This is a genomic window from Streptomyces sp. NBC_01237 (assembly GCF_035917275.1).
Classification (GTDB): domain Bacteria; phylum Actinomycetota; class Actinomycetes; order Streptomycetales; family Streptomycetaceae; genus Streptomyces.
In genome coordinates, this window is the sequence record NZ_CP108508.1 from 6922506 (window position 1) to 6943237 (window position 20732).

Sequence of the window (20732 nt, forward strand, 5' to 3'; positions counted from 1 at the left end):
GCCCTGTCACCACTCCACGGGCAGGGACTTCGGCCGCAGGGTCAGCAGACCGCCCAGCCACTCCACGTCCTCGGCGGGGACGGCGAGCCGCAGTGAGGGCAGCCTCTTGGCCAGGACCCCGAAGGCCACCTGGAGCTCCATCCGGGCCACTCCGACGCCGGGGCAGTAGTGCGTGCCATGACCGAACGCGGCGTGCACCGCGTCGGTGCGGGTGATGTCCAGTTCGTCGGGGCGTGAGACATGGCGGGTGTCGCGGCCCGCCGCGTGCATCACCGGAATGACGCCCTCACCGGCCGCGATCGTGGTGCCCGCGAGTTCCAGCTCCTCGGTCGCTATGCGCATGAAGCCGATCTCCGACGGTGGTGCGTAGCGCAGCAGTTCCTCGGTGGCCCCGGGCACCAGGTCCGGGTTCTCGCTCAGCAGCCGCCACTGGTCGGGGTGGCGCAGCAGCTGGTAGAGCGCGCGGACGATGGCGCTGACCGTCGTGTCGTGCCCGGCCACCAGCAGGTTGATGCCGAGCCAGACCAGCTCGCGCTCGCCGAGGCGGTCGTTGTCGTCGCGGGCGGTGATCAGGGCGCTGAGCAGGTCGTCGCTGGGAGCTTCCCGGCGCTGGGCGATCAGCCCGGCGACGTAGGCGGCCGACTCGGAGCGCGCGGCGAGACGTTCCTCGGGGGTGTGCGCGGTGATGCTGACCAGCCGGTCCGTCCACTCCTGCAGGCGCTCACGGTCCTCGACGGGCGCCCCGACCATCTCGCAGATGACCCAGACGGGCAGGACAGCGGCGAAGTCGTGGTGCAGATCGGCGGGGCGCGGGCCCGCCTCCAGCCGGTCGATGAGCTCGTGGGCGATCTCCTCGACCCTGGCCCGCCACTTCTCCGCCTTGCGCGGGGTGAAGGCGGGCGCGATGAGCCGGCGCAGCCTGGCGTGGTCCTCGCCCTCCTGGTTGAGGAGGTTGTAGGGGTTGTCGGAGAAGTCCTCGCCCTTGACCGTACGCACGGCTCCCGGTTCGCGCAGGGCCGCGCGGGAGAGCCTGCGGTCGGCCATGGCGGCCACGACCTCGTCGTAGCCCGTGACCATCAGGGCGGTGTCCCCGCTGGGCAACTGGACCCGGGTGACGGGGCACTTGGCGCGAAGTTCCTCGTACTCCTGCGGCGGCTCGGCGAACGGCCGCACGGGGAAGGGGTATTGGGGCAGGGCCAGGGGCTGGTCGGTCATGGGGACTGCCTCTCTGCTGCGGGATCGGATCGGGTCGGGTCCGTCGGTGCGGTTCGTGGGGACGGTCCGCGGAGCCGGGTCGGTGGGGCCGGCCCGGTCCGCGAGTCGCGTCCGTGGGGCGGGCCGGCCCGGTTCTCCGTGTGCCGGGCCGGCCGCGGGATCAGGGGGACGCGCTGCCGCCGGAGAGGGCCGGCGCGGGGGTGGCGGGTGGCGGAGGGGTCGGTGGGGCGGGTGGGGCGGCAGGGTCGGATCGCGGCCGTCCCAGGTACCTCGTCGCGGGTCGTTCGACCAGGACGTGAAGTGCCCAGGAGAGCGCCAGGGACAGCGCGAACGCGGCGGCGAGCAGGACCAGCGCCGCCGGGGTGGACCAGGTCCGTCCCTCCCCGAGCAGCCGGTGCCCGTGCTGGAGCAGCAGCCGGTGCGTGAGGTAGAAGGCGAAGGACCACTCGCCGAGCCGGATCAGGAGCGGGCTCGCCAGGAACGAGCGGCGCCCGCCGGCGTCGGCGCGGGCGACCGCCACGACGAGCAGGCCGATCGGGACGACCGTCGCGCTGGTCAGTCCGTGGAGGAAGGGCAGTCGCAGGGAGACCGCGTAACCGATGGCGAGCAGGATCACGGCCGTCGGCACCCCGACGGTGATGCGGCGGCCGGTCAGCAGCATGCGGGCGAGGAGGATGCCGAAGGCGAACTCCAGGGCCCGGCCGACCGGGAGGACGTAGACGAACCAGAACTGCTCCTGCGAACCGGTGCCGAAGGGAAGTGCCTCACCGGCCGGCAGCAGTGCGGAGAGCCACGGCAGGGTGGGGACGGCCAGGGCGGTACCGGCCGCCCAGAGCCATAGCCGTTCGGGCCTGATCCGCAGGACGGCGCGGATCAGGAAGGGGAAGGCGAGGTAGAAGAACACCTCGCAGGAGAGCGACCAGCTGACGTCGTTGAGGCTGGAGAAGACGTCACGGTCGGGGACCCAGGTCTGGACGAGGAAGAAGTTGGGGATCGCCGCGCGGGCTTCGGCCGGTGTGCCCGCCGAGGCGAGCAGAACCAGGGCCGCGCCCCAGGTCAGCAGGTGCAGCGGATAGACCTTCGCGGCGCGGCGGCGCCAGAAGCGGGGTGCCGTGTCCGTCTCGCGGGACGACCAGGTGAGGACGAATCCGCTGAGGACGAAGAAGAAGCTGACCCCCAGCCAGCCCGCGTTCGCCACCACGTCCGCGTACGCCCTGTTGACCCCGCCGTCGGCGAAGGGCGACTCCAGGGAGGCGTGGAAGGCGAAGACGAGGAGGACGGCGACGAAGCGCAGTCCGGTGAGTGAGGGAAGACGTGACCGGTCGTCGGACCGGGGTGGTGCCGTGGGCATGTGCGCTCCGGATGTGGGACACCGTGAACTTTTATAGTTCGTCAACAATCGAAGCATAGGGATGCCCCCGGTCGCCCACAAGGTCGAACGGCTTGCGTTCCGTCGAGATTGTTTGCTGCCAGACGATATGGCTGCTACGTTCGGGGGAAATAATCGGCTAGCAGACAGTTGTCTGCCGGATCGAATGGCGGCAAACGATGTCGGACCCACAGTCGGCCTCGCGTCCAGCCGGAACCCTGGGCGCCCGCAAGGGACTTGCCCTCCTTGTGCTCTGTGCGCAGCTGTTCCTGGACTCCATGGACGTCTCGTTGATGGGCGTGGCCCTGCCCGAACTGAAGGACGACCTGGGGCTGAGCCCGGAAGAACTGCAATGGATCATCTCCGGCTACGCGGTCGCGTACGGAGGTTTCCTGCTGCTCGGCGGCCGGGCCGCCGACCTGTTCGGCAGACGCCGGATGTTCTTCTGGGGAACCGCGGTGTTCGCCGTGGCCAGCCTGGCGGGCGGATTCGTCTCGGACGGCGGGCTGCTGATCGTCAGCCGGGTCATCAAGGGAATCGCGGCGGCGTTCATCGCCCCGGCGGCCCTGTCGATCATCATGACGACGTTCAAGGAAGGCCCCGAGCGCAACCGGGCGGTGGGCATCTTCTCCCTCACCGGCGCCAGCGGCTACGCGGCCGGGCTCGTGCTCTCGGGTGTGCTCACCCAGCTGAACTGGCGGCTCACGTTCTTCGTACCCTTCGTCATCGCCGCCCTGGTCTTCGCGGCCGTCCGGTACGCGGTGTCCCCCGACGAGCCCCGTACCGGGGACCGTCCCGGATTCGACGCCTTCGGTGCGCTGACCGCGACCGGCGGTGTGCTGCTCCTGGTCTTCGCGCTCACCCGCGCCCCCGAGGTGGGCTGGGGCTCGGCGGTGACCGTACTGTCCCTGGTCGCGGCCGTGGCGCTGCTCATCGCCTTCGTGGTCATCCAGAGCCGCCGCAGCGAGCCGCTGGTCCAGCTCTCCATCTTCCGCTCGCGCACCCTGTCGACGGCCAACATCGTCGGGCTGACCTGGGCCTGCGCCACGATCGGCTGGCAGTTCGTCGCCCTGCTCTACCTCCAGCAGGTCCTCGGCTACAACGCCCTCGGCGCCGGGACGGCGATCGTCCCGATGGCCGCGGCGATCCTCGTCACCGTGAACCTGACCCCGCGCATCATCAACCGCTGGGGCCTGCGGATTCCGGCCGTCGTCGGTCTGCTGCTCCAGGGGCTGGGCATCCTGCTGTTCCTGCGGGCCGGTGAGCACAGCAGCTACGTCGCGGTCCTGCTGCCCGCGCTCGTCCTGCACGGTATCGGCAACGGTCTGAGCTTCCCGAGCTTCAACATCGCGGGTGTCAGCGGCGTCGCCGACGAGCAGCAGGGCCTCGCGACGTCACTGATCCAGTCGGCCCTGCAACTCGGCGGGGGCCTCGGTGTCGCCGTGGCGGCGGCCGTGCTGGCCTCCGGCGGAGCGGACGGCGGACTCGCCTCGTACCACCACGCGTTCCTGGCCGTGGGCATCTTCTCGCTCGTCGGCGCGCTGGCCGCCGCGCTGGGTCTCGGTCCGGCCAAGAACGCCGGCGAGAAGGAAGGCGCCGGTGACGGGGGCGCGACTGCCGGTACGGACAAGGCCGTTGGCACGGGCACGGGCACGGTGACGGGCGAGGGGGACAGCCCCGCAGTCCTGGAGGGTGAGCGCGCATGACCACCGGCGCCGGCACCACCCGCACCACGGACACGGGGGCGGAGACGCTCGCCCCCGACGATCCGCGCCTGTCCTGGGACGGCATCGGCGGCTGGAGCGGTGACTCCGGCCGCCGGCTGCCCCTGCGGATGCCGGTGGAGCGGCTCGCCACGGCGATGTCGGCCAACTTCTCCCGGATCGCGCTGACCACCGCGGGAGTACGTTTCGCGGTCCGCACCGACGCCGCCGAGCTGACGCTGGACATGGAGAACGATCCCGGCGGCTCGCCGCTGGACGTCCGGGTCGACGGCACCCTGGTCCACCGCTGGACCGGTGGTCCCGGCAGGCAGCGGGTCACGTTCCCGCTGCCTGCCGGGGGGCCGGACCCGGCCGAGGTCGAGGTCTGGCTCCCGCACCTGGGCATCACCCGGATCGGCGCCGTCTCCTTCCGCGGCCACCGGTCCCTGCGGGCGGCCGAGCGCTCCGGGCCCCGCTGGGTCGCGTACGGGAGTTCACTCACCCAGTGCATGTACGCGGCGGGGCCCTCGGAGACCTGGCCCGCCCTGGTCGCGGCGGGCCGGGGGTGGCGGCTGCGCAATCTCGGGTTCGCCGGGGAGGCATACCTCGACCCGGTCGTCGCGCGGGCGGTCCGGGACGCGCCGGCCGACGTGATCACGCTGGAGCTGGGCATCAACGCCTACATCCGGGGGGCGTTCACCGAGCGGAGCTGGGGCCCGGCCGTCTGCGGCTTCATCGACACGATCCGCGACGGCCACCCGGACACGCCCGTCGTGGTGCTCACCCCACTGTCGTCGCCCGACCGCGAGAAGGCCGTCAACAGCGCCGGGCTGACGCTGGAGGACACCCGCGCGATCACCGAGGAGGCGGTGCGGGTCCTCCAGCGCCTGGGGGACCGCGCACTCCACCCGGTGGACGGGCTCGCGCTCGCCCCCGTCGCGGACGCGGCGCATCTCTACGCCGACGGCCTCCATCCCACCGCCGCGGGCGAACACGTCCTCGCCGAACGGATCGGTGCCGCGCTCGGCGGGATCCCGCTGCAACGGGTCGCGTCGCTCAGGCCGTGAAGCCGATCCGGGCCAGGACGCCCCAGCGGCCGTCCTGCCGGGTGAGGACGTAGAGCGACTCGAAGGAGCCGAGCGGCTCGTCCTCGCTGTCGTAGCGGGCGAACCTGACCTGGGCGTGCACCTGATCGGGGGACGTCTGGATCAGTTCGACCCGCTCCCAGCCGCTGTGGTCCCAGCCGGTCGCCAGCAACTGCCCCACCTCGGGCGTCGAGTTCTCGATGTAGATCTCCGGCGTCTCCCAGACGGTGACCGCGCCGTCGTGGACCCGAACGTGCGGATAGTGGAGGGTTTTCGCCCAGTCGGGCACGGAGCGGCTGTTGAGGGCGTCGAGGAAGGCGTCGAGCGCGGCGCGGGCCTCCCGGGCGACGGGGGCGCCGGGGGAGCCGACGCTCCCGGGGGAGCCGGGGCCGTCGGAGGAACCGGGCGGGGCGGGGACGGGCGCGGACGTGGGGACGGACATGGGGGACCTTCTCTGTTCAGACCGTGGCGCGGTGGGTTCCGCTGGCACGGGCGACTGCCTGGATACGGTTCTTCATTCCGAGTTTTCGGAGGATGTTGGACACATGGAATTTGACGGTCTTCTGGCTCAGGGAGAAGGCGTCGGCAATCTCCGCATTTGATTCGCCGGAAGCCATCAGAGCGAATATCTCCCGCTCCCTTCCGGTGAGTGTTTCCATGTGCGGCCAGATTTCCGAAGCGGGCTTCGGGAGGTACGGGAGAATGCCGTCGATGACTTGGAGTGCTATGCCGTGCGGTAGGAATGCTTCATTCCGGAAGACCACCTCCACTGCGGTGACCAGTTCGGCCAGCGGGGCGTCGTGGCAGACGAAGCCCCGGACGTCCGCCTGGAGGTAGGCGAAGATCCGGTCGATCCTCGGGTCCCGCATCATGACGATGATCTTCGGTCTTCGGTCGCCGGGCCCCTGGGGAAGCCGACGTACCAGACCGGCGAGCGTGTCGGCCACCGGAACAGCCGGAACATCCTCCAGCAGCGCCACGTCGGGAAAGTCCGCCCCGTCGTCCGCCGGCAGGACCTCCAGGCCGGGTGTCCTGCCCAGGGCCGTGGCGAGGCCGGCGGTGAACAGCGAACGGCAGCCGGGGGCCAGGACCCTGATGGTCCCGTGCCGCCCGCGGTCCGTATCGGTATGCGGCATCCAAGCCTCCGGATCGTTGACGACGTGGACCGTGCCAGGGCGAGAATATTGCCGGAGGAATCCGAATCTCAAAGGTTCCGGGCAAGAAATAAACTTGTAACGATGTTCACAGTGCGGTGACAATTCGCGGTCCACGCCGATGGGCCGGGTCGGCCCAGGTCCCCGGACCTGGCGCAACCAGGTCCGACGGCAGAAGAAATTCGGCACTCCCATCGCGAAGTATTGGGGCGCAATCGAAAAGCCCCCCGCTTCCCTGGAGTTCCGAAGGTGAATGACTGGACCGACCCCGCCCGCATCGCGCTGGACGGCGCCTCCCTGACCCTTCACGACGTGGTGCGGCTGGCCCGCCCCGCGTCACGGGAGCCCGCGGTCCGTGCCGTCCTGCACCCCGGTGCCGTCACGGCCGCCGAGCGCAGTGTGCGGCTGCGCGACCGGCTCATGGCCGAGCGAAAACCGATCTACGGGGTCACCACCGGGTTCGGCGACAGCGTCACGAACCAGATCAGCCCCGAGCGCGCCGCGCAGCTCCAGCACAACCTGATCCGCTACCACCTCAACGGGGTCGGCCCGAACGCACCGGCCGACGTCGTCCGCGCGACGCTCCTCATCCGCGCCAACTGCCTGGCGCGCGGCAACTCCGGCATCCGCCCACTGGTGATCGACCGGCTCCTGGACCATCTGAACGCCGACATCATCCCCCTGGTCCCCGAGCGCGGATCACTCGGCGCCAGCGGCGACCTCGTGCCCCTGTGCTACGTCGCCGCCACCCTGCTGGGAGAGGGCGACGCCGAGGTCGGCAAACGCGTCCTGCCGGTCGCCGACGCCCAGCGCGAGGCCGGCATCTCCCCGGTCGTCCTGGAGGCGAAGGAGGGCCTGGCCCTCATCAACGGCACCGCCTTCACCACCGCCTTCGCCGTGCTCGCCGCGCACGACGCGGCCCGGATCGTCACCGCCGCCGAGATCACCACCGCCTTCGTCAGCGAGGCGCTCCTGGGCAACGCCTCCCACTTCGCCGACTTCCTCCACCGGGCCAAGCCCCACCCCGGGCAGGTGGCCAGCGCCGCCCACCTGCGACGGCTGCTCGACGGATCACGGCTCTCCACCACGTACGAGCAGATCCTGGCCGAGACCACGTCGCTGGAGGGCAGCGACTACCGGGAGCTGGACCGGCGCATCCAGGACCACTACTCCGTGCGCTGCGCGCCCCATGTGATCGGAGTGCTCCGCGACACCCTGTCCTGGGTGGACCCCTGGCTCACCACCGAGGTCAACGCCTCCACGGACAACCCGCTGTTCTCCGTCGACGAGGAACGGCCGCACCACGGCGGCAACTTCTACGCGGGCCATGTCGGCCAGGCCATGGACAGCCTGAAGATCGCCACGGCCAACGTCGCCGACCTGCTCGACCGGCAGCTCGCCCTGATCATCGACCCGAAGTTCAGCGGCGGGCTCCCCGCCAATCTCGTACCGCCCGAACTCAGCGCCGAGGCCGGGCTGCACCACGGATTCAAGGGCATGCAGATCGCCGCGTCCGCCGTCACCGCCGAAGCGCTCAAGACGGCACTGCCCGCCACGGTGTTCTCCCGGTCCACCGAGGCGCACAACCAGGACAAGGTCAGCATGGCCACCACCGCCGCCCGGGACGCCCGCACGGTCAACGAACTCACCGGCCAGGTCACGGCGATCACCCTGCTCGCGGCCGCCCAGGCCATCGACCTGCGCGGGCTGGACCGGGCCGCCCCCTGGACCCGTGAGGTGCACGCCCTGATCCGTTCGCACGTGCCGTACGCCGACCGCGACCGCCGGATGGACCAGGACATCACGGCCGTCGCCCGCCTCATATCCGACGGAAGCCTGGCCCGCGCCGCCGGGGCCGCTGACGAGAGGGACACCCATGCTGTTGCTTCGTGACACGACGACCACCCGTGAACTGGCCGACGCGGTACGCGACCACACCGCCCTCGTCCGCGACAGCCACGCCGGACGCCCCGACCACGCCTCCCTGGGACGGAAGTTCACCGCCACCCTCCGGGCGGCCGCCGGCTCCGGTCTCTACGAGGACACCCTCGGGCCCGCCCTGGTGGCGAAGGCCGCCGGGACGGAACCGGAGCGGGCCATCGGCGACCTCCTCACCGAGCTTCCCTTCCTGCCCAAGAAGGCCCTCAGCGAGGGCGGACACCGGGCCTTCACCCGCGGTCTGTCGGAATTCCTGCACTACTACGAGTCCTCGGGCACGACCGGGAACCCCGTCGCCGCGCCCAAGGCCCTGGACGACCTCGTCGCCAACACCATCAACATCGGTGAGCTGTGGGCCCGGATCCTCTCCCCGGCCGACCGGGCCCTCATCCTGATCAACGCGCCGTTCGCCCCGGCCGCGTACCAGTTCGAGAAGGTCCTCGAATACCTCCAGGTCCTCTCGCTGCGCCCCTGGGTGGACAACATCACCGGCGACTACACCCGGGTACTCCGGCTCACCCGCGAGCTGGGCGTCAACGTCTTCGTCGGACCCCCGTCCCGGCTGCTGGAGATGATCCAGTTCGCCTACCGCAACGACGAGCCGGTGCCGGCCTTCGAGAAGCTGTTCCTGATGGCCGAGCAGACCGGCCCCGCCTTCGTCCGCCACCTGGAACGCCTCACCGGCGCCCGCGCCTATGTCGCCGCGTACGGCTCGTCCGAGACCGGCACCACCGCCGTCACCTGCGAACACCGCAATCTGCACCTCCAGACCCAGAGTTACGTCCTGGAGCTGGACGACGCATCGGGGACGCGCCGCGTCGACGGCCGCCCCGACCGGGGTGAACTCGTCGTCACCACGCTCGACATCCTCGCCAGGCCCCTGCTGCGCTACCGCACCGGCGACCTCGTGGAGATCACCGGAACCGACTGCCCCTGCGGGGTGGCCACCCCTCTGCTGCGCACCCTCGGACGGTCCCAGGACCTCATCACCCTGGAGGGCAACGGCATCCGGCAGAACGACTTCGAGTCCGCGATCTGGGCCGGCGAAGAGAACGGCGACACCGGCCGCATCCGTCACACGGACGACGCGGCCGGGCAGGCGGGGAAGGCCGGGGGCGGCGACGACGGCTCACGCCTCCCCGTCCCCCGCCCCGGAACGACACACGTCCTGAACTACATGCTCGTCATCCGCGACCGCACCATCCTGTGCCTGGCGACGACCACCGGTGAGGCGGACGCGGCCTGGACCGAGGCCACCACCCGCCGTATCGCCGGACTCTTCCCCGGCTACGAACTCGCGCTGCGCCCGGTCGAGAAGCTGCCCCCGCTCGCCTCGCTCGGCCAGTACCTCGGCTGGAAGCTCTCGCGGGTGCTCGACCTCAACGACGACCGCAACTGGGACCGGCTGCCCGCCCCCATCAGAGGAGTCGTCGAGACGACCCTCGCCGAGTACGCGTCCACCACCCAGAGCTGAGGAGACCCGATCATGTGTGGCATAGCAGGGTGGCTCGACCGGGATCGCGACCTGACCCGCGAGACCGAGACCGTACGCCGCATGGCGGACACGCTGGCCCGCCGCGGACCCGATGACTCCGGGGTCTGGACCGCGCCCAGGATCGGCCTCGGACACCGTCGGCTCGCCGTCACCGACCCCGAGCACGGCCAACAGCCCATGACCGCGACCGGCCCGGACGACGGGCGCGACACCGCGGTGGTCTCCTTCAGCGGGGAGATCCACAACCACCGCGAACTGCGCGCCGAACTCCGCGCCCGTGGACACCGCTTCCGGACCGCCTCCGACACCGAGGTCATCCTCGCCGCCCACCGGGAATGGGGCGCCGAGGCGATCACCCGCTTCGCCGGAATGTTCGCCTACGCCCTCTGGGACATCGGGACGCAGACCCTCTACCTCGGCCGCGACCCGCTCGGCATCAAACCGCTGTACTACGCGGAACACGCGGGCGGAGTCGTCTTCGGCTCCGAACCCAAAGCGCTCTTCGCCTCCGGACTCGTGCGGCCCGAGGTCGACGCCGAAGGGCTGGTGGACGTCTTCACCGTCGCCGCCAAACGCCCCGGCGACGCCGTCTACCGCACGATCCGCCAGGTCCTGCCCGGCCACATCCTGCGCTTCGACCACAACGGCACCACTTCGCACCGCTACTGGCAGCTGGTCACCGCCCCGCACGAGGACGACCAGGAGACGACCGTGGCCACCGTCCGGTCCCTGCTGGACCGGATCGTCGCGGAGCAGACCGTCGCCGACGTGCCCCTGGGCGCGCTGCTGTCCGGCGGCATCGACTCCAGCGCCATCACCGCGATCGGCGCGTCCGCGATGGCCGCCGAAGGGCTCGGCACCCTCGCCACCTACTCCGTCGACTTCGCCGGCGGCGAGGACGACTTCACCGCCGACGCCCTGCACGTCTCCCGCGACGCCCCCTTCGTCCGCGCCGTCGTCGACCACGTCGGCACCAAGCACCAGGAGGTACTGGTCGAACCCGCCTCCCTGCTCTCCGAGTCCGGCATCGCGCTGCGCGCCCGCGACTACCCAGGCGTGGGCGACCTGGACGTCTCGCTGTACCTCCTGTTCCGGGAGGTGCGCAGACACCTCACCGTCGCGCTGTCCGGAGAGGGCGCGGACGACGCCTTCGGCGGCTACCCCTGGTTCGCGAGCGAGGCCGAGCGGCCCAGCGGCGGCTTTCCCTGGTCGGCCGGGGTCAAGGACCGCAACGCCGTGCTGTCGCCGCAGCTGCGCCCCCATCTGGACCTGCACGAACGGCTGGAGAGCCGCTACCGCGAGGCCCTGGACGAAGTCCCCCATCTCGACGGCGAGAGCGGCGTCGACCGCCGGATGCGCGAGGTCTACTACCTCCAGCACACCCGGTTCCTGCCCTTCCTCCTCGACCGGAAGGACCGTATGAGCATGGCCAACGGCCTGGAGGTCCGCGTCCCCTACTGCGACCACCGCCTGGTCGAGTACGTGTGGAACGTGCCCTGGCGGCTGAAGCGGCTCGGCGGCCGGGAGAAGGGACTGCTGCGCGCCGCCGTCGAGGACGCCCTGCCCACCGAGGTCGTCCACCGCCCCAAGAGCGGCTTCCCCGTCGGGCAGAGCCCCGAGTACCTGGAATCCGTGCGCACCGCGGTCTCCGACATGATCGAGGACCCGGGATCGCCCGCGATGGAACTGCTGGACGCGGACACCCTGCGCGCCATGGTCAGGAACCAGGACTGGGTCAACGGCACCTTCACCCCGCCGCCGATCCTGCCGCGCGCCCTCCAGCTCAACGAGTGGCTCACCGCCTACGACGTACAGGTGGTCCTGTGAACGCGCCGCGCCGATCGGCGGGGGGCTGAGGTGCGGAGCGCGGTCCCCGGTTCCGCAGCGACCGGGCAGCAACCCGCCTATCCCGACCCCGAGGCCCTGAACGGTGTGCTCGCGGAGCTCGCCGCGTATCCGCCGCTCGTCTTCGCGGGCGAGTGCGACCAACTGCGCGACCGCCTCGCGGCCGTGGCCCGGGGGGAGGCGTTCCTGCTCCAGGGCGGCGACTGCGCCGAGGTGTTCGACCGGGTCTCCGCGGAGTACGTCCAGGGCACCCTTCAGACGATGCTCCAGATGAGCGCCGTGCTGACCTACGCCGCTTCGGTGCCGGTGGTGAAGATCGGCAGGATCGCCGGCCAGTACGCGAAACCCCGTTCCAGCCCGACCGAGACCCGGGGCGGGGTGACCCTGCCCTCCTACCGGGGGGACGCGGTGAACGGCCTGGCCTTCACCGAGGAGGCCCGCACCCCCGATCCGGAACGGCTCAGGCGGATGTACCGGGCGTCCGCGTCGACGCTGAACCTGGTGCGCGCGTTCACCACCGGTGGCTACGCCGATCCGAGCCGGGTCCACACCTGGAACCGGGAGTTCGTGAAGTCCTCGCCGTCCGGGCGGCGTTACGAGGCCCTGGCGCGCGAGATCGACAAGGCCCTGGCCTTCATGAAGGCGTGCGGCACGGACCCGGAGCAGCTCAGGGCGGTGGAGTTCTACTCCTCGCACGAGGGGCTTCTGCTGGACTACGAGAACGCGCTGACCCGTACCGACGAGCGCACGGGGGAGCTGTACGACACCTCCGGGCACATGATCTGGATCGGTGAGCGCACCCGTGCGCTCGACGGTGCGCACATCGCGTTCGCCTCGAAGATCCGCAACCCCGTGGGCGTCAAGCTCGGCCCGTCGACGGACGTCGACGAGGTGCTCGCGTATCTCGACCGCCTCGATCCGGAGCGCGAGCCGGGCCGGCTGACCTTCATCGTCCGGATGGGGGCGTCCAAGGTCCGTGACCTGCTGCCCGGCCTGGTGGAGAAGGTCACGGCCTCCGGAGCCCGCCCGGTATGGGTGACGGATCCGATGCACGGCAACACCTTCGAGGCGGCCTCCGGCCACAAGACGCGCCGCTTCGACGACGTCCTGGACGAGGTGAGGGGCTTCTTCGAGGTGCACCACAGCCTGGGGACGCACCCGGGCGGCATCCATGTCGAGCTGACCGGTGACGATGTCACCGAGTGCGTCGGCGGCGGCCACGAGATCTTCGTGGACGATCTGCACCGGCGGTACGAGACGGCGTGCGACCCGCGGCTGAACCGCGGTCAGTCCCTCGATCTGGCCTTCCGGGTGGCCGAGTTCACCAGGAAGGGAGGAACGCCGCGGACCTGAGCACCGGACTCAGTGCGCGAGCGTGCTGTCGCCCGCGAGTGCCACGTCCAGGAGTCCGGGGAACCGGGCGTCGAGGTCCTCGCGGCGCAGCGACATATAGCGGTGGGTGCCCTCGATGCGGGTGTGTGTGACGCCCGCGTCGCGGAGCACCTTCAGATGGTGGGAGAGCGTCGACTTGGAGAGCGGGATGTCCAGGGTGCCGCAGGACTGCTCGTCGATGCCGACCAGGCTCCGGACGATCGAGAGCCGGGTCGGATCGCTCAGCGCGTGGAAGACCGCGGTGAGTTCGATGTCGGACCGGGCGGGGTGGCTGAGGGTGCGCACGGGCCCTCTCCTCTCGCTCGCCCCGGACCGCGGGGGGCCGGGAGCACCTGCCTGCCGATGGCTCGTAGGCTTCGTTCGTAGGTTTGCACATCATCGAAATAACGGCAAGCGTGCGGAAGCCCCGCGTCCACCGGGTGCGCACCCGCCCCCCCCGGTGCGCACCCGCCCCCTGCGCCCGCGCCGCTACCAGCTGTCCCAGTGCGCGATCTCGTCGGCATCGACCCGCGGTCCGGGCCGGAAGTCGGTGCCGATCGTGTGGGCCACCGGGATCAGCGCGGTCTGCAGAACGGTCTCGTAGGGCACTCCGAGCAGTTCGGCCGCCTCGCGCTCGTAGTGCAGATGAGGTGTGGTCCACGCCGTGCCGAGCCCGCGCGATCGGGCGGCCAGCATGAACTGCCAGACGGCCGGGAGGATCGACCCCCAGGTGTTGGCCTGCCCGACGTGCGAGTCGATCTCGTGACGCCCCTGGACCCGGATGCACGGGACGAGCAGCACGGGGACCTCGTGCAGATGCTCGAAGAGGTGCTGGGCGCTGTCCATGATCCGGTGGCCGCGCGCCAGATCACCGCGGTTCACCCCGTCCCGGACGACCTGCTGACGGGGACGCGCGAGCCCCAGGCGGTAGAGGTCCGCGAGGGCGGCACGCTTGGCCGGATCCGTCACGAAGACGAAGTCCCAGCGCTGCCGGTTGCGCCCGGTGGGTGCCTGGGTGGCCAGTTCGAGGCATTCCTCGATCAGCTTCCGTTCCACGGGCCGGGTCAGGTCGAGCCGCTTGCGGACGGCCCGGGTGGTGGTGAGTACTTCGTCGGCGGTCAGGTCGAGCGGGGGCATGGAGCTCCATCCGTGGTACGGGTGACATGGTCGCGGATCATGAGGGTCGAGGGGCGGCCGGGAGACGCGGTACGGCTGCCAGCAGCTGACGGGTGTACGGGTGCCGGGGTGTGCCCAGCACCTCGGCGACGGGGCCCTGTTCGACGATGTCGCCGTCGCGCATCACCAGGACCCGGTCGCTGACCTGCCGCACCACCGCCAGGTCGTGCGAGATGAACAGCATCGCCAGCCCGTACGCCGCGCGGAGCGACGCCAGCAGCTCCAGCACCTGGGCCTGCACCGTCACGTCGAGCGCGGAGACCGGCTCGTCGCAGACCAGCAGCCGCGGTGAGGTGGCCAGCGCACGGGCGATCGCCACGCGCTGACGCTGGCCTCCCGACAGCCGGGCCGGCCGTCGCTCCAGCACGGCCGTGTCGAGGCCGACCTGTTCCAGGAGCTCGGCCGCCCGCTCCCGGCGCCGCGCGCCGCGCGCCGGACCGGCCACGGACAGCGCCTCGTCGAGGAGGCGCCGCACGGTGAACCGGGGGTCGAACGAGCCGAGCGGGTCCTGATGGACGAGCTGGACGCCCCGGCGCAGCGGACGCCGCCGCCGTTCGTCCAGCGCGCTCCAGGGCCCGCCGTCCAGCCGGACCTCACCGGCGTCGGGCGCCAGCAGCCCCATCACCATGGCGGCGAGCGTGCTCTTCCCGGAACCCGACTCGCCCACGACGCCCAGCGTTTCGCCGTGCGCGAGCGTGAAGTCCAGGTTCCGGACCGCCGTGCGGACCCCGCCGTCCGGGGAGCGGTACCGCTTCACCAGCCCGCGCGCCGACAGCAGGACCGCGCCGGCTCCCGGCGCGGGCGGCGGGGCCGCGTCCCCGGCGTCCGATCGCGGCGGTGGCGCGTCCTCGGCCCCCGTCAGCGGCGCGTCCTCGCTCCGCGCCCCCTGCGGCCGTCCCTGCGCCGGTACGGCGTCGAGTGCCGGGACCGAGGAGATCAGGGTGCGCGTGTACGGGTGCCGAGGGGCTCCGAGCACCTGACCGGTCGAGCCGGTCTCCACCACCCGCCCCTGGGTCATCACCGCGATCCGGTCGGCGAGCTGGGCGACCACCGCGAGATCGTGGCTGATGAGCAGCAGGGCGGTTCCGGACTCCTTGAGCTCCCGCAGGAGTTCCAGCACGCGGGCCTGGACCGTGACATCCAGCGCGGTGGTGGGCTCGTCCGCGATCAGCACCCGCGGCCCGCCCGCCGTGGCCGAGGCGATCAGGGCGCGCTGGCGCAGCCCGCCGGAGAGCTGGTGCGGATACTGCCGGGCCCGCAGCTCCGGTTCCGGGACCCCGGCGTCGCGGAGCAGTCCGGTGACCCGCTCCGCCACCTCGCCGCGCCGGGCCAGCCGGTGGACCAGCAGCGGCTCGGCGACCTCGGCCCCCACCCGCCGCAGCGGGTCGAGTGCCGACAGGGCGTCCTGGGAGACGAGCCCCACCACCCGGCCGCGTACCGTGCGCCACTCGCGTTCGCGGAAGCCGGTGGCGTCACGGCCGTCGACCTGGAGCCCTTCGCTGCGGACGGCCGACTCCGGTCCGGCGAGGCCGATCAGGGCCCTGGCCGTCACGCTCTTGCCGGAGCCCGACTCGCCCACCAGCGCCAGGCATTCACCGGGAGCCAGGGTGAGGGAGACATCGTGGACCACCGTCCGGCGCCGGCGTCCGTGGCCGAAGGCGACGGTCAGACCGCGCACGGCCAGCGCGACGGCCGCGGGCTCGGCTCCGTCCGGCGGGGGGAGCGCCGGTGAGTCCGGGCCTTCCCGCGGCGGGCCGGCCGGTGGGTCCCCTGCGTGCTTCGGGGGGAGCGCCGGGTTCTTCGGGGGAGCGGTCATGCTCCGGGCCTGCCTTCCAGTCCGATGTGCAGGTGCCGCCCGACGACGGTGACGGCGATCACCGACACGGTGATCGCCGCGCCGGGGAACACCGCGATCCACCACGCGCTCTGCAAGGCGTCCCGCCCCTGGGCGAGCATCGCCCCCCACTCCGGGGTGGGCGCCTTGGGGCCGAGGCCGAGGAAACTGAGCGCGGAGCCGGAGATGATCGCCGTACCGACACCGAGCGTCGCGGGGACGACCAGCGGGCCGAGGGTGTTGGGCAGGACGTGCCGCAGCACCACGGTGCGGCGGCGCAGCCCGAGCCCGATGGCGGAGCGGATGTACTCCGCCCTGCGGACCACCTGGGCCTGCCCCCGGATCAGCCGTGCGTATCCCGGCACCGAGGCGACCGCGATGGCCAGCGCCGCGTTGACCGAGCTGGGTCCCACCACGGCGATCACCAGGAGGGCGAGCAGCAGTTCGGGCAGCGCCAGCATGATGTCCATGCCGCGCATCGCCGCCTGGTCGGCGAACCGTCCGAGCAGCGCGGCGGGCAGACCGATCAGCAGGCCCACCAGCACCCCGAGTGCGGTCGCTCCGACGCCCAGCAGCAGGGAGTGACGCGCCCCGTGGATCACCCGGGCGTACACGTCGCGGCCCAGTTGGTCCGTGCCGAACCAGTGGTCGGTACCGGGCGGCAGCAGGGCGGCGACCGGATCGGCGTCCGTGGGAGAGGCCCCCGTCAGCAGTCCGGGGCTGACGCAGGCGACGGCGGCGGCCGCCAGGACGGCCGCGGAGAGCAGCAGGCCGGGCCGGAACCCGGCCAGCCGCTCCCGCAGGGGGCCGGTGGCGGGCCGGACCAGGACGCCGCCGGCGGGCTGGGCGCTCATACGGGGCTCCTGAGGCGCGGATCGGCCCAGAGGCAGACCAGATCCGCGATCGCGTTGACGACGAGATAGACGGTGGCGGACAACAGGACGAGCCCCACGACCACCGGGATGTCCCGGCCGGAGATCGCGTCCAGCGCCACCCGGCCGAGGCCCGGACGGGCGAACACGGTCTCCACGAGCACCGTTCCGCCGAGCAGCCCGCCGGCCAGCCAGCCGCTGAGGGTGACGGCGGGTACGGCGGCGTGCCGCAGTGCGTGCCGCAGCCGCAGTGCGGTGCCGCCCAGCCCCCGGGAGCGGGCGGTGAGCGCGAACGGCTGGTGCAGCGCGGCCTCCATCCCCTCCCGGAGCACCTGGGCGAGCAGGGAGCCGAACGGCACCGCGAGCGTGACGGCCGGCAGCACCAGCGAACGCCAGTCGCCCGCTCCGGCCACCGGAAACACGTTCAGCCGGAACGAGAAGACGGTGAGCAGCACGATGCCGAGCCAGAACGCCGGGGTGGAGACGGCCATCAGTTCCGCCCCGGAGACGGCGCCGCGCACCCGGCGGCGCCGTCCCGCCGTCGCCGTGGCCGTGACCAGGGCGGCCACCACCAGCAGGGCGAGCGCGCTGAGCGCCAACTCGGCGGTGTCGCCGACCTGTTCGCCGATGATGAGGGAGACGGGCTGTTGTTGCTGGTAGGAGCTGCCCAGATCGCCCGTGACCAGTCGCCCGAGGAACGACACGTACTGCACGGCCAGCGGGTCGTCCAGGTGGTACTCGTGCCGGATCTCCTCGCGCAGCGCCGCCGAATCGGTTGCGGAGGCGCCGAGCAGGGTCGTCACCGGGTCGCCGGGGACGAGGTGGAGCACCAGGAACGTCAGGCTCGCCGCGCCCCACAGCACCAGCACGGCGCCGACGGCCCGGTGGAGCAGCCAGCGGCCGGCCGGGGGGAGGCGGCCGCTCACTTCGTGTTCTTCCAGACACCGGCGAACTGCGGCCACGCGTTGGCGTCGAAGGTCAGGCCCCGGGCGGCGGCGGTGGTGCCGATCGAGGTGACCGGGACGTACAGGGGCAGGACGGTGCCGTGGTCGACCGCCCAGCGCTCGACCTTGGCGTACGACGTCTCGCGGGTGGCGGGCGCCTCCTCGGCCGCGCCCGCGCGCAGCCAGCTGTCGACCTGCCGGTCGTCGGTGTGGGAGACGTTCTGCCCGCCCGCGGAGGGCAGGTTGGTGGAGAGGTAGAAGCCCGCGAGGATCGCCGGGTCGGCGCGTACCCAGGCGTTGTCCCACACGTCGTAGTCGCCCTTGCCGTAGCGCTCGAAGTAGGCGCCGGTCTCGACCGGGTCGCGGACGAGGTCGATGCCGTTCTTCTTCAGCTCCGCCTGTACCGCCTCGGCCAGCACGTCGCGCTGGTCGCGGACCAGGGCGCCGATGAACGGCCAGTGCAGCGCGAGGCGTTCACCGCTCTTGGTCCGATAGCCCTTGGCGTCCCGCCCGGTCCATCCAGCCTGGTCGAGGAGGGTGGCCGCGGCGGCCGGGTCGTGGCGGACGGCGCCCTTGATGGACTCGTCGTACGCGGCGGGGGTGGTGGGGCTCAGCGGGCTCCAGGCACGCTCGTACTCACCCTGGTAGATGCTGCGGATCAGCGCGTCCACGTCGACGGACTGCTGGAAGGCGCGCCGGACCCGTTCGTCGCGCAGCGGCCCGCGGTCGGTGTTGAGGTACAGGGAGTAGGAGGCGCCGGGCGACTGCTGCTTGGTCAGGCGCAGCGAGGTGTTGCGCCGCACCGCCTTCGCCGAGGTCACGGGCACCGCCGCGGCGTCCACCTGACCGCTGGTCAGGGCTCCGGCCCGGACCGAGTCCTCGGGCAGGAACCGGATCACGAGCTTGTCGACGAGCGGCGGACCCTGGTGGGCGGCGCCCCGCGGGGACCATGTGTAGTCCTTGTTGCGGGTGAACTCGGCCCGGTCGTTCTTGACGTACCGCTCGGAGCGGTACGGGCCGGTGCCCACGGAGTACTTCCCGCCCGCGCAGAGCTGGTCCTTGAACTTCTTGAGGGACGTGGGCGAGGCGATGCCCAGGTAGGGGGTGCTCGCCGCCTGGAGGAAGGGGATGTTGGGCTCGGAGAACGTGATCCTGATGCTGTGCTCGCCGAGCACCTCGCTGCCGCTGTACGGGCCGAGCAGGGCGGAGGCGTACAGGGACTTGGTGGCGGGGGCCTTGATGTGTTCGAGGTTGGCCTTGACGGCGGCCGCGTCGAACGGGGTCCCGTCGTGGAAGGTGACGTCGTCGCGCAGCTGGAACGTGTAGCTGCGGGCGTCGGCGGAGACCTTCCAGGAGGTGGCGAGCCAGGGGTGGAGCCTGCCCTTGGCGTCGAGCTGGACGAGCGAGTCGAACACATTGCGCTGGACGACGGCGGCGATGTCCCCCGGGCTGGTGTGCGGGTCGAGGCAGGAGGTGCCGACGGCGGCGGCGTAGGTGAACGTGCCCCCGCGGACGGGGTCGCCCCCCTTTCCGGCGCCCTGGCTCTCGCCGCCGCCGCAGGCGGTGAGCGAGAGGAGCAGGGCTGTCGTGGTTGCGGCGACGGCCGCGGCGGGTCGTGTCGGCATGAACCTCTCCATACATGTGCGAAACGCGGGGGTAGGCGGGTGTGCGGGTGAGCGGTGAGCCCCGTGGCGGATGGACGGACGGGGCCGAGGGCGCCCGGGTGGGGCCGGGCGGCCGTGGGAGGTGGGGCGCGTCCGTGTGGGGCCGGGCGTCCGTGAGGGGTGGGGTGGGGCTCAGGCCGCCGTGCCCTGGCCGCACAGATGGGCGGCGTGGACGACGGCCTGGATGCGATTGCGCATGCCGAGCTTGCGCAGGATGTTCGAGACGTGGAACTTCACGGTCTTGCTGCTCAGACCGCAGATCTCGGCGATCTCCGCGTTGGAGCGCCCGGCCGCGAGCAGGGCATGGATCTCCCTCTCCCGGACGGTCAGCGGCGTGGTGGGGCCGGCCGGTGGGGACACGTCTTCGGGTCCGTGGGGGAGCGCGGTGTCGATGACGCGGCGGGCCGCGTCATGGGTGAGAAAGGCGTCGCCCCGGGCGGTGGCCCGGACTGCGGCGAGCAGGACTTCCGGTACGGCGTCGACAGTGACGAACGACCGGGCGCCGAGCCGGAGGTAGCCGAAGACGCGGTCGGTGCGGCCGTTCTCCATGACGATCAGCGCACGGGTGGCGCGCGTCTCGCCGGGAGAACGCAGGGCGGGTCCGACGGCTTCGTCGACCGGGACGGTGGGGACGTCCTCGATCAGGAACACGTCGGGGAGGGGAGTGCGAGGTGCGGCGTCCGCCGTGGCGGGGCGGGCCGTGAGGATCTCGAACCCTGGTTCCTCCTGGAGTAATGCCGTCATGCCGGCGGTGAGCAACGACGGTCGGCCGGGGGCCAGTACGCGGATCGCACTCCGCCCCCGAGGCGGTGAATCGAAGTGCAACATGAGACTCGACGGTACGAAATTTTCGTCTGTCAGTCAATCATCTAGTGAAAGATTAAATGTTGCGTGATTGTGTCGTATCTCTACATCTGCGGGACACGCGCCGCTGAACTCTGCTATCGGCGCCGAACCCCGGGCGGCACTGACGCCGGACCGGAAGAGGGGGTGATGGAGACCGGGGGAGGGGATGGCCGAGGGCCGGGAAGGGGGGCGGTCGAGGCGCGCCCCATGCATTAGCTTAG

The 20732-nt window shown here is 71.6% G+C and carries 17 protein-coding genes; 6 read left to right on the plus strand and 11 right to left on the minus strand.

All coding sequences use genetic code 11. The features are described 5' to 3' along the window. Positions 1–6: 6 nt before the first annotated feature. Both OG251_RS30830 and OG251_RS30835 read right to left on the minus strand, forming a co-directional pair. Positions 7–1215 (minus strand): cytochrome P450, encoded by a 1209-nt coding sequence (locus OG251_RS30830; RefSeq protein ID WP_326680160.1) that lies wholly within the window; start codon positions 1213–1215, stop codon positions 7–9. Positions 1216–1375: 160 nt separating this feature from the next. Beyond that, positions 1376–2566 (minus strand): acyltransferase family protein, encoded by a 1191-nt coding sequence (locus OG251_RS30835; RefSeq protein WP_326680161.1) that lies wholly within the window; start codon positions 2564–2566, stop codon positions 1376–1378. 197 nt (positions 2567–2763) lie between these two features. Between OG251_RS30835 and OG251_RS30840 the strand changes: the two genes are divergently transcribed. Both OG251_RS30840 and OG251_RS30845 read left to right on the plus strand, forming a co-directional pair. Beyond that, a complete protein-coding gene (locus tag OG251_RS30840) occupies positions 2764–4290 on the plus strand; it encodes an MFS transporter (RefSeq protein ID WP_326680162.1) in 1527 nt (508 codons plus the stop codon). Beyond that, positions 4287–5354, plus strand: coding sequence for a GDSL-type esterase/lipase family protein (locus OG251_RS30845; RefSeq protein ID WP_326680163.1), 1068 nt, complete (start codon positions 4287–4289; stop codon positions 5352–5354). The genes OG251_RS30840 and OG251_RS30845 overlap by 4 nt, the downstream gene beginning before the upstream one ends. On the opposite strand, the gene OG251_RS30850 is transcribed toward OG251_RS30845, so the two are convergent. After that, positions 5344–5814 (minus strand): hypothetical protein, encoded by a 471-nt coding sequence (locus OG251_RS30850; protein WP_326680164.1) that lies wholly within the window; start codon positions 5812–5814, stop codon positions 5344–5346. The genes OG251_RS30845 and OG251_RS30850 overlap by 11 nt on opposite strands. Positions 5815–5830: 16 nt before the next feature. Beyond that, the gene (locus OG251_RS30855; RefSeq protein WP_326680165.1) at positions 5831–6508 is read right to left on the minus strand and encodes a helix-turn-helix transcriptional regulator; all 678 of its coding nucleotides are present in this window, start codon (positions 6506–6508) and stop codon (positions 5831–5833) included. Between the two features lie 267 nt (positions 6509–6775). Here OG251_RS30855 and OG251_RS30860 point away from each other — a divergent pair, with 267 nt between their 5' ends. Genes OG251_RS30860 through OG251_RS30875 form a run of 4 tightly spaced genes read left to right on the plus strand, consistent with a single transcriptional unit; the run spans position 6776 to position 13157 of the window. After that, entirely contained in the window at positions 6776–8419 is a 1644-nt protein-coding gene (locus OG251_RS30860; RefSeq protein ID WP_326680166.1) for an HAL/PAL/TAL family ammonia-lyase, read from the plus strand. Then, positions 8403–9938: a phenylacetate--CoA ligase family protein gene (locus tag OG251_RS30865; protein ID WP_326680167.1), complete on the plus strand. Its 1536-nt coding sequence runs from the start codon at positions 8403–8405 to the stop codon at positions 9936–9938. Before OG251_RS30860 ends, OG251_RS30865 begins: the two co-directional genes overlap by 17 nt. Positions 9939–9950: 12 nt before the next feature. Next, positions 9951–11786 carry an asparagine synthase (glutamine-hydrolyzing) gene (gene asnB, locus OG251_RS30870; RefSeq protein WP_326680168.1) on the plus strand — a complete coding sequence of 612 codons (1836 nt, stop codon included), beginning with the start codon at positions 9951–9953 and terminating at the stop codon, positions 11784–11786. 30 nt (positions 11787–11816) lie between these two features. Next, positions 11817–13157, plus strand: coding sequence for a class II 3-deoxy-7-phosphoheptulonate synthase (locus tag OG251_RS30875; RefSeq protein ID WP_326680169.1), 1341 nt, complete (start codon positions 11817–11819; stop codon positions 13155–13157). Between the two features lie 9 nt (positions 13158–13166). Here the strand turns inward: OG251_RS30875 and OG251_RS30880 are convergent, their stop codons facing one another. The 7 genes from OG251_RS30880 to OG251_RS30910 all read right to left on the minus strand — a co-directional run bounded on the left by OG251_RS30880 (position 13167) and on the right by OG251_RS30910 (position 20409). Further along, positions 13167–13481: an ArsR/SmtB family transcription factor gene (locus OG251_RS30880; RefSeq protein WP_073720903.1), complete on the minus strand. Its 315-nt coding sequence runs from the start codon at positions 13479–13481 to the stop codon at positions 13167–13169. Positions 13482–13664: 183 nt separating this feature from the next. After that, on the minus strand, positions 13665–14312 hold the full coding sequence (locus OG251_RS30885) for a nitroreductase family protein (RefSeq protein WP_326680170.1): 648 nt from the start codon (positions 14310–14312) through the stop codon (positions 13665–13667). Between the two features lie 37 nt (positions 14313–14349). Next, positions 14350–16167, minus strand: coding sequence for an ABC transporter ATP-binding protein (locus OG251_RS30890; protein ID WP_326680171.1), 1818 nt, complete (start codon positions 16165–16167; stop codon positions 14350–14352). After that, positions 16164–17039 carry an ABC transporter permease gene (locus tag OG251_RS30895; protein ID WP_326680172.1) on the minus strand — a complete coding sequence of 292 codons (876 nt, stop codon included), beginning with the start codon at positions 17037–17039 and terminating at the stop codon, positions 16164–16166. The genes OG251_RS30890 and OG251_RS30895 overlap by 4 nt, the downstream gene beginning before the upstream one ends. Next, the gene (locus OG251_RS30900) at positions 17036–17983 is read right to left on the minus strand and encodes an ABC transporter permease (RefSeq protein ID WP_326680173.1); all 948 of its coding nucleotides are present in this window, start codon (positions 17981–17983) and stop codon (positions 17036–17038) included. The genes OG251_RS30895 and OG251_RS30900 overlap by 4 nt, the downstream gene beginning before the upstream one ends. Next, positions 17980–19626: an ABC transporter substrate-binding protein gene (locus OG251_RS30905; protein WP_326680174.1), complete on the minus strand. Its 1647-nt coding sequence runs from the start codon at positions 19624–19626 to the stop codon at positions 17980–17982. Before OG251_RS30905 ends, OG251_RS30900 begins: the two co-directional genes overlap by 4 nt. A gap of 171 nt (positions 19627–19797) precedes the next feature. After that, entirely contained in the window at positions 19798–20409 is a 612-nt protein-coding gene (locus OG251_RS30910; protein ID WP_326680175.1) for a response regulator transcription factor, read from the minus strand. Positions 20410–20732: the final 323 nt, after the last annotated feature.

Bases quoted from the DNA above. Each gene is read 5' to 3' on its own strand.
- OG251_RS30910 (WP_326680175.1), bottom strand. From the start codon at position 20,409: ATGACGGCATTACTCCAGGAGGAACCAGGGTTCGAGATCCTCACGGCC.
- OG251_RS30885 (WP_326680170.1), bottom strand. From the start codon at position 14,312: ATGCCCCCGCTCGACCTGACCGCCGACGAAGTACTCACCACCACCCGG.
- OG251_RS30850 (WP_326680164.1), bottom strand. From the start codon at position 5,814: ATGTCCGTCCCCACGTCCGCGCCCGTCCCCGCCCCGCCCGGTTCCTCC.
- OG251_RS30905 (WP_326680174.1), bottom strand. From the start codon at position 19,626: ATGCCGACACGACCCGCCGCGGCCGTCGCCGCAACCACGACAGCCCTG.
- OG251_RS30895 (WP_326680172.1), bottom strand. From the start codon at position 17,039: ATGAGCGCCCAGCCCGCCGGCGGCGTCCTGGTCCGGCCCGCCACCGGC.
- OG251_RS30890 (WP_326680171.1), bottom strand. From the start codon at position 16,167: ATGACCGCTCCCCCGAAGAACCCGGCGCTCCCCCCGAAGCACGCAGGG.
- OG251_RS30835 (WP_326680161.1), bottom strand. From the start codon at position 2,566: ATGCCCACGGCACCACCCCGGTCCGACGACCGGTCACGTCTTCCCTCA.
- OG251_RS30840 (WP_326680162.1), top strand. From the start codon at position 2,764: ATGTCGGACCCACAGTCGGCCTCGCGTCCAGCCGGAACCCTGGGCGCC.
- OG251_RS30855 (WP_326680165.1), bottom strand. From the start codon at position 6,508: ATGCCGCATACCGATACGGACCGCGGGCGGCACGGGACCATCAGGGTC.
- OG251_RS30865 (WP_326680167.1), top strand. From the start codon at position 8,403: ATGCTGTTGCTTCGTGACACGACGACCACCCGTGAACTGGCCGACGCG.
- asnB (WP_326680168.1), top strand. From the start codon at position 9,951: ATGTGTGGCATAGCAGGGTGGCTCGACCGGGATCGCGACCTGACCCGC.
- OG251_RS30830 (WP_326680160.1), bottom strand. From the start codon at position 1,215: ATGACCGACCAGCCCCTGGCCCTGCCCCAATACCCCTTCCCCGTGCGG.
- OG251_RS30845 (WP_326680163.1), top strand. From the start codon at position 4,287: ATGACCACCGGCGCCGGCACCACCCGCACCACGGACACGGGGGCGGAG.